Origin of the sequence: Actinophytocola sp. (assembly GCF_009379765.1) — a bacterium.
In the GTDB taxonomy this organism is placed as follows: domain Bacteria; phylum Actinomycetota; class Actinomycetes; order Mycobacteriales; family Pseudonocardiaceae; genus Actinophytocola.
The window spans coordinates 1-6,712 of the sequence record NZ_WHTD01000268.1 but is presented as its reverse complement, the minus strand read 5'-3'; the positions used below and the strand labels follow the sequence as shown (position 1 = coordinate 6,712).

Sequence of the window (6,712 nt, the reverse complement as noted above, 5' to 3'; positions counted from 1 at the left end):
GACCGCGCGGGCCGCCGCCGCATGCCGCTCGCCGCGGGCCGCCGCCGGGATCAGCCCGTAGGCGACCTCGCTCAACAACCGGTACGCGACGCGGTAGCTGACCGCGCCGCCGGCCAGTTCCTCCTCGACGAGCCCGGCGCGCCGCAGTCGCCGCACCCCGTCGAGCAACGCGGACTCGTCGGGGATGGACGCGGCGAGCACGCCGTGGGTGACCAGCCCACCGGCGACGGCGATCGCGTCGAGGACGGCCCGCGCCGGCTCGGCCAACGCCTCGATCCGCGCGCGCAACAGATCGGCGACGATGTCGGGCACCTGCCCGATCTCACCGCCGCGCAGCACCCACCGCCCGCCGGACCTGGTCAGGGCGCCCTCTTCCCGCAGCCCGTCGACCAGTGCCCGCACGAACAACGGCACCCCGGCGGCCCGGACCGGCAACTGCTCCAGCAACACGGCGGGTGGCTCGTCACCGAGCAGCGCCGAGACGAGCTCGCGAACCGCGGCGGAGTCGAGTGGCCCGAGCGTGGTCTCGGTCAGCTGGTCCGCGTGCCGCAAGGCGTTCAGCAGGGCGGCGGCGTCCGGTGCGCACTCCCCCGCCCGGTAGGCGAGCAGGAAGAGCACCGGCCGATCGGCCAACCCGCGCACGAGGTAGTGCAGTAGTGCCAACGAGTCGGAGTCGGCCCAGTGCAGATCGTCGAGGTGCACCACGAGCGGCGCGGACACCCGCCGCAGCAGGGTGCACACCGCCTCGAACAACCGGGTCCGCTCCAGCCGGCGATCCGACAACGGCTCCGGCCGAGGGACCGGCAACCCGTCGAAGAGCCGCCCCAGCTCGCCGAGCCCGTGCACCATGCGCGCCTCGGCGACCAACGGGCGCAACGCCGCGACGACCGGCGCGTAGGAGAGATCTCCGTGCAGCGGCCCACCACTGCCTTGCACGGCACGGAAACCGTCGTCCCGCAACCGCTGGATGACCTCGCCGGCGAGCCGCGACTTCCCGATCCCCGCGGGTCCCGCGATCCCGACCACCCCCGCGCGGGTCCGCGCCGCGTGCTCGAGCACCAGCCGCAGCTCCCGCCCCCTGCCGAACAACGGAACCTCGCGGGTCACGGATACCAATCTGGAAGCCCCACCGATCCCAGTCAACCCGCAGGTGCCCACGGACGCCCACGGCCCTGTTCGTTCGTCCTGCGCGCCATTGTCGCGCACGACGAACGGTCTCGGGAAGCGTGCCCGGGCGTGATCGTCTCGCCAGCGGTCGGAGGAGGCGATCGCGAGCGGTTGGCCCATGGTCAGCGGCGGCCGCCTCGCTGTCGCGGTGGTTCTGTGCCGAACAGGTGATCGAGATCCGGCACACGGGGGATGCGTTGGCGGTGGGGATCGAGGGTCCCCGGCCGTTGCCCGGTTCACGCTCGCGCGGGTTGCCGTCGCGGTTGCTCGACTGCGGAATGGTCAGGTGGTGCTGCCGGGTGGGGTTGGGTTGGTGGTGAACCGGGTTGGTGTGATGAGGACTGCGGCTCGTCGGTCGGTGACCATCTCGCGGTCGTACTCTTCGAGGTCGGGGTGTTGACCGCCGGCGGCGTGGTAGATGTCGCGCAGTAGTTGGGGGAGTTGATCGGCTGGCAGGGCGGGGTGTGGGTCGTCGGGCCCGGCAAGCTCGGTGGTGCCGGTCACGGCGATCCATTGCCATCCGGCTCGGAAGACCAGGGTGGCGCGTGGGTGGGCGCGCAGGTTGGCGAGTTTGGCGGTGTTGCCACGGGAGACCAGGCCGACCGCGGGCTGCCCGGTGACCGGATGGGGCAGGATGCCCGCGTTGACCACCGAGACGGACGGTTCGCCGTCCGGTCGCGTGGTGATCAGCACTGCCAGCCAGTTCTCGGTCTGGGCCAACTCGGTGATGCTGCGGAGGCCGTCTTCGGTCGAGACCATGTCGGGTACCACCTCGGATCGCGTCGGCGTGGATGTCACGCCACCGTCGGATTCTGGCAGGAAAGCCGGCGTGCCGCGCCTCTGTCGCCCGGCCCGGCGACCGTTGCTGCGTCGTCCACCCCGCCCCTGTCTCTCCCTACTCCCGGACTTGCGTGACTCGGGTGTGCCACGGCCGTGCCGTGCGGCGGACTGCCTGCGTGGTCGACGCGTTCGTCGGGCGCGAGCTCACCACGCTCGCCGGTGTCAGGGGACGGGCCCTCGAGGGGCGCCGTGGGTCAGGTGAGCGGGAATGGTGGTTGCCACCACCAGGGTGTTGAGGTGAGCTCGATGCGGTCGATCCACTTGACCCACCAGAATCCGCGGCGTCCGGGTGCGACGAGGCGGACCGGGAAGCCGTGGCCGGGGCGTAGTGGGGTGCCGTTGACGGTGGTGGCCAGCAGCAGGTGGTCGAGGTCGCGTACCGGGAAGCGGATCCAGTAGCCGGTGGTGGAGTGGACGAGCAGGCTGCGCGCGTGTCCGGTGTGGGGGAGCAGCGCTCGGACCGGGGCGCCGGCCCAGTCCTGTTCGGCGTACCAACCGGAGGTGCAGTCGAGGGTGGCGCGCACCCGCGTGTCGAACGCAGACAGGTCTCGCAGGGTCACTTCGCGTGTCGTGCTGCCGTCACTGACGGTGAGCCGCCAGCGTTGCGGGTCGATGGTCGGGGTGGTGTCGTCCAGCCAGATGTAGCTGGGCATGGAGTCCGGGTCGAACGAGCCGGCTTCGTAGGAGCCGGTGAAGCGCCGGCCGGCCCCGGGCAGGCCGGCCACGCTGACCACTGCGCTCTGGGCCAGGTAGAGGCCGGCAGCGGTGCCGGCGAACAGGCCCGCTCTGATGAGCGTGCGGCGGGACAGGTCGGCCCGTCGTGGCCTGGCCCGCCGGGCCAGCACGTGCCAGACCACCAGCGGAAGCAGGGCCAGGGCGGCGGCGATGTGGATCCACATGCCGAGTGCGCCCGCGACCGAGCGCACGAGCCCGGTGGTGGAGCCGATGCCGGTGAGCAGCGTCGTCACCGCCAGGACCGCGAGCAGCAGCGACAACCAGCGGGTGTGCCGGGCCCGGCGCAGCCCCCGGCGCACCACCCGGCCTTTCCACGGCACCAGCACAACGACCGCCATCGCGACGACACCGTGGGCGATCACCACCCACCGGCCACCGGAGGATCCTGAGGCGACCGCGCCGACCCCGGTGGCGAAGGCGAGCAGTAACGCCACCAACAGCGCCAGGTTCGTCACCCGCCCGCCCGGTCCCCGAAAGGCCATGGCGAGACGCCCGCGGGTCACCGAGCGCGGTCGGTCTCCGCGTGCGGACTCGTCCGGGAACACCATGCCGCTGACCGTAGGCCCCGCTCAGCGGCCGGGAAAGATGCCAGACGACACCCACCCGCCCCGGCCACTCGACACGTGCCGCTCGGCTCCGGAGGGGGTGGGCACTGCGGGCAGGGTCCCGCTCAACGCGGCTCGGTCGCGCGGCGCAGCTCGGCCCGGTGATCGGGGTGCGCGACGGCGGTCATCTCCCGGCATCGCTGCTCCCAGGTCCGGCCGGCCAGCCGGGCCACGCCATGCTCGGTGACCACGTGGGTCACCAGTTGGCTCGGTAGCTGCACATCCGCGAGGGACGCGACGATGCGGCTGTCGCCCCGCCCGTCCACCGACTCGACCGCGATGATCGAGCCGCCGGCGTAGCTGCCGGCGACCGAGAAGTCCAGCAGGCCGCCGATGCCGCGCCGGGCCGCGTCCCGCCTGGCCACCCCGACCTGGCCGGAACAGTCCACTCTGGATGCCGCGTTGACCGCGATGAACCGGGGCAGCGCGGCGAGGTGCGCCGGGTCGTGGGCGTGGTACGAGTCGACCGCGAGGATGTCGTCGTTGCGGTGCAGCCACCGGTAGAACTCCGCGGTGCCCATCGCCGTCGCGGTGACCACGCTCGCGGCGCCGGCGCAGTCGAGTGGCCGGTCGGCCACCCCCTCCTCCACGAGTGACCTGGTCCAGTCGCTGATCAGTCCTGAGTGGACCGACAACCGGCGGCCCCGCTCGATCAGCGCGGGCGCCAGCCCGGCCAGCGATCGGCCGACGCCGACCTCGATCGCGGCGCCGTCCGGGATCAGGTCGGCGACGTACTCGCCGATGGCCTTGGCCGCGGGACCGACCGGGGCCGGCGCCAACTCGGGCAGGGGGTGCTCGGACCGGCGCTCCAGATCGCAGGCGGACCTCGGCAGCAGCGGTCGTACCCGCAGGTCGGGCAGCCGCCGGTTGTACTCCACCGCCCGGAACCTGGCCACCTCGAACGCCGCCGGGACGATGTCCACGCACAGTGCCGGTGCGACGTCGTCGCCGGCCTCGACGCCGGAGAACAGCACCCCGTCGATGCGCAGCGCGCCACTGGTGATGTCGCGGGCCAGCTGCATCATCGACGACGGCAGGGCGGCCACCTCCGGTTCGTGGCCGCCGGCCGGCGACAGCACCCGATGCCCGGCCGCGGCCGCCTGCCGCACCAGGCCGGAGGATCCGGTGGTCACCTGGATCAGCTCGAGGTTCCGCCGTTCGCGCGCGGTCTCGCCGACCAACTCGGCCAGCAGGTCGCGTGGCTCGGCCGCCCCGGTGCCGATCAGCAGCCGGTCGCCGTCGTGGACCAGTTCGGTGAGCCCGCCGGCCATGCTCAGCCGCCCACCAGCCCGGGCCGCCATTTCAGCGCCCGGCGCTGGGTCATGCTCAGCACCGCGTTCAGCGCCATCGCGACAATCATCAGGATCACCAGCGACGCGAACACGCCGTTGGTGTCGAACTGCCCGGCGGAGTAGGAGATCAGCCAGCCGAGGCCGCGGTTGGCCGCGACGATCTCCCCGACCACCGCACCGACCAGCGAGTACGGCAGCGCCATCCGCAGGCCGACGTAGATGCTCGGCAGCGCCGAAGGCACGATCACCTTCCACACCAGATGCCGTTGGTTGGCGCCGAGCACCCGCACCACGTCCTGCAGCTCCTCGTCGACGTCGCGCACCCCGTGCGCGGTGTTGTAGAAGACCAGGAAGAACACGATCACGCCACCGAGCACCATCTTCATCTCGATGTCGATGCCGAACCACACCACGAACAGCGGCGCCAACGCCAACCGGGGGAGCGCGTTGAGCGCGGAGACGATCGGGTCGAGGATCTTGGCCAGCGAGACGTAGCGGCCGAGCAGGTAGCCCAGGACGATCCCGCTCGTCGCGCCGAGCAGGAAGCCGAGCGCCGCCTCCTGCAACGTGATGAGCAGGTGGCTGAAGATGTAGCCGGTGGACACCCACTCCCACAGGCGCTCGCCGATCGCGGTCGGGCTGCCCACGAAGAAGGGATCGATCCACCGGCCGGAGGCGAGCTGCCAGACCGCCAGCACCGCGGCGATCACCAGCGTCCGGACGGCCAGGAGCCGCCAGCCGGCCAGCCCGACCGACGGCGGCGGGGGGAGGTCGGCCGGGTCCGAACCCGGATCGGTGAGCTCCAGCCCACCGCGGGGACCCACGCTGGTGCTCATGTTCACATCTCCTCGCCCTTCCGGATGTCGCCCGAGATCACGTTCCAGAGAATGTCGTGCAGTTGGCCGAAACGCGGGGTGTACCGAACCTTGTGCACGTCCCGGGGGCGGGGAATGTCGATGTCCTGCACCAGATGGACGGTGCTCGGCCTGGCCGCGAGGACCACCACCCGGTCGGCCATCGTGATGGCCTCGTCGAGGTCGTGGGTGACGTAGAGAACCGTGCGCCGCCGCTGCTCCAGAATGCGCAGCAGCTCCTCCTCCATGACCAGGGTCAGCTGAGCGTCCAGCGCGCCGAACGGCTCGTCCATGAGCAGGGTCTGCGGTTCGTAGATCAGTGTTCTGGCCAACCCGACGCGCTTGCGCATCCCGCCGGACAGCTCGTGCGGAAAGTGGTTCTCGAACCCGCTGAGCCCGACGAGGTCGATCTGCTTGGCCGCCTTCTCCATCCGCTCCCGCTTCGGCAACCCGCGGATCTCCAGCGGCAGCTGGATGTTGTCCATCGCGGTCCGCCACGGCAGCAGGGTGTCCTTCTGCGTGACATAGCCGACCCCGGAGGTGACCGCCGACCCGGACACCGGGACGCCGCGATGTTCCAGCTCGCCGCCCGTGCGGTCCATGATGCCGGCGGCCATGTTCAGCAGCGTCGACTTCCCGCAGCCGCTCGGCCCGATGACCGCGACGAACTCACCGTCCTGGACGTCGAAGGTCGCGTTCCGGATCGCCTCCACCCACTGCCCGTTCTTCCAGAAATGCTTACGCACGCCTTGGAAGAGCAGCGCGGTGGGCCGCGCATCGTTGTGCCGTTCGGCGATCGATTCACTGGCCGGCATCATCGAGCTCATCCCGTGGAGTCCAGGGCGGCGATCGCGTCCTCGGCGACGGATGTGTCGGCGACGTCTTCGAAGGTCCAGTCGACAGGCCCGGTGTCGCTGTACTTCTCCTGGAAGTCCAGGGCAATCCGGATGCTTTCCTCGGTCGGCGTCGGGTCGTCCGGGAAGCCTGGGGTGACCACCTCCCAGGCCGCGTCGTACACATCGGGCTCCAGCTGCGGGAACGTCTTGCGTCCCTGCTCCTTCGCCTCGTCCGCGTCGCTCTTCACCAGCCGCAGGTACGCGGCGATGCCCTTGACGAAGGTGACGATCTTCGCCCGGGTCTCGTCGTTCTCCAGGTCCGTGTTGCGGGCGGAGAAGGTGATGTAGATCATCCCGTTGATCGACTCCACGTCCCCGCGCGG

The 6,712-nt window shown here is 71.2% G+C and carries 7 protein-coding genes; all 7 read right to left on the bottom strand.

Going from position 1 to position 6,712, the window contains the following annotated elements; all coding sequences use genetic code 11:
- The coding region (locus GEV28_RS41530) for an AAA family ATPase (protein WP_291419757.1) at positions 1-1,107 on the bottom strand (1,107 nt) is incomplete at its 3' end.
- A gap of 342 nt (positions 1,108-1,449) precedes the next feature.
- Positions 1,450-1,926, bottom strand: a complete 477-nt coding sequence (locus GEV28_RS41525) for a TIGR03618 family F420-dependent PPOX class oxidoreductase (protein ID WP_291419755.1) — start codon at positions 1,924-1,926, stop codon at positions 1,450-1,452.
- A gap of 275 nt (positions 1,927-2,201) precedes the next feature.
- A complete protein-coding gene (locus tag GEV28_RS41520; protein WP_291419753.1) occupies positions 2,202-3,290 on the bottom strand; it encodes a molybdopterin-dependent oxidoreductase in 1,089 nt (362 codons plus the stop codon).
- 122 nt (positions 3,291-3,412) lie between these two features.
- On the bottom strand, positions 3,413-4,648 hold the full coding sequence (locus GEV28_RS41515) for an acetyl-CoA hydrolase/transferase C-terminal domain-containing protein (RefSeq protein WP_291419751.1): 1,236 nt from the start codon (positions 4,646-4,648) through the stop codon (positions 3,413-3,415).
- The gene (locus GEV28_RS41510; protein ID WP_291419749.1) at positions 4,621-5,475 is read right to left on the bottom strand and encodes an ABC transporter permease; all 855 of its coding nucleotides are present in this window, start codon (positions 5,473-5,475) and stop codon (positions 4,621-4,623) included. The genes GEV28_RS41515 and GEV28_RS41510 overlap by 28 nt, the downstream gene beginning before the upstream one ends.
- A gap of 2 nt (positions 5,476-5,477) precedes the next feature.
- Complete coding sequence (locus GEV28_RS41505; protein WP_291419747.1) at positions 5,478-6,320, bottom strand: ABC transporter ATP-binding protein; 843 nt, start codon at positions 6,318-6,320, stop codon at positions 5,478-5,480.
- A partial coding sequence (locus GEV28_RS41500; RefSeq protein ID WP_291419745.1) for a hypothetical protein occupies positions 6,317-6,712 on the bottom strand: 396 nt, incomplete at its 5' end. The genes GEV28_RS41500 and GEV28_RS41505, both read right to left, overlap by 4 nt.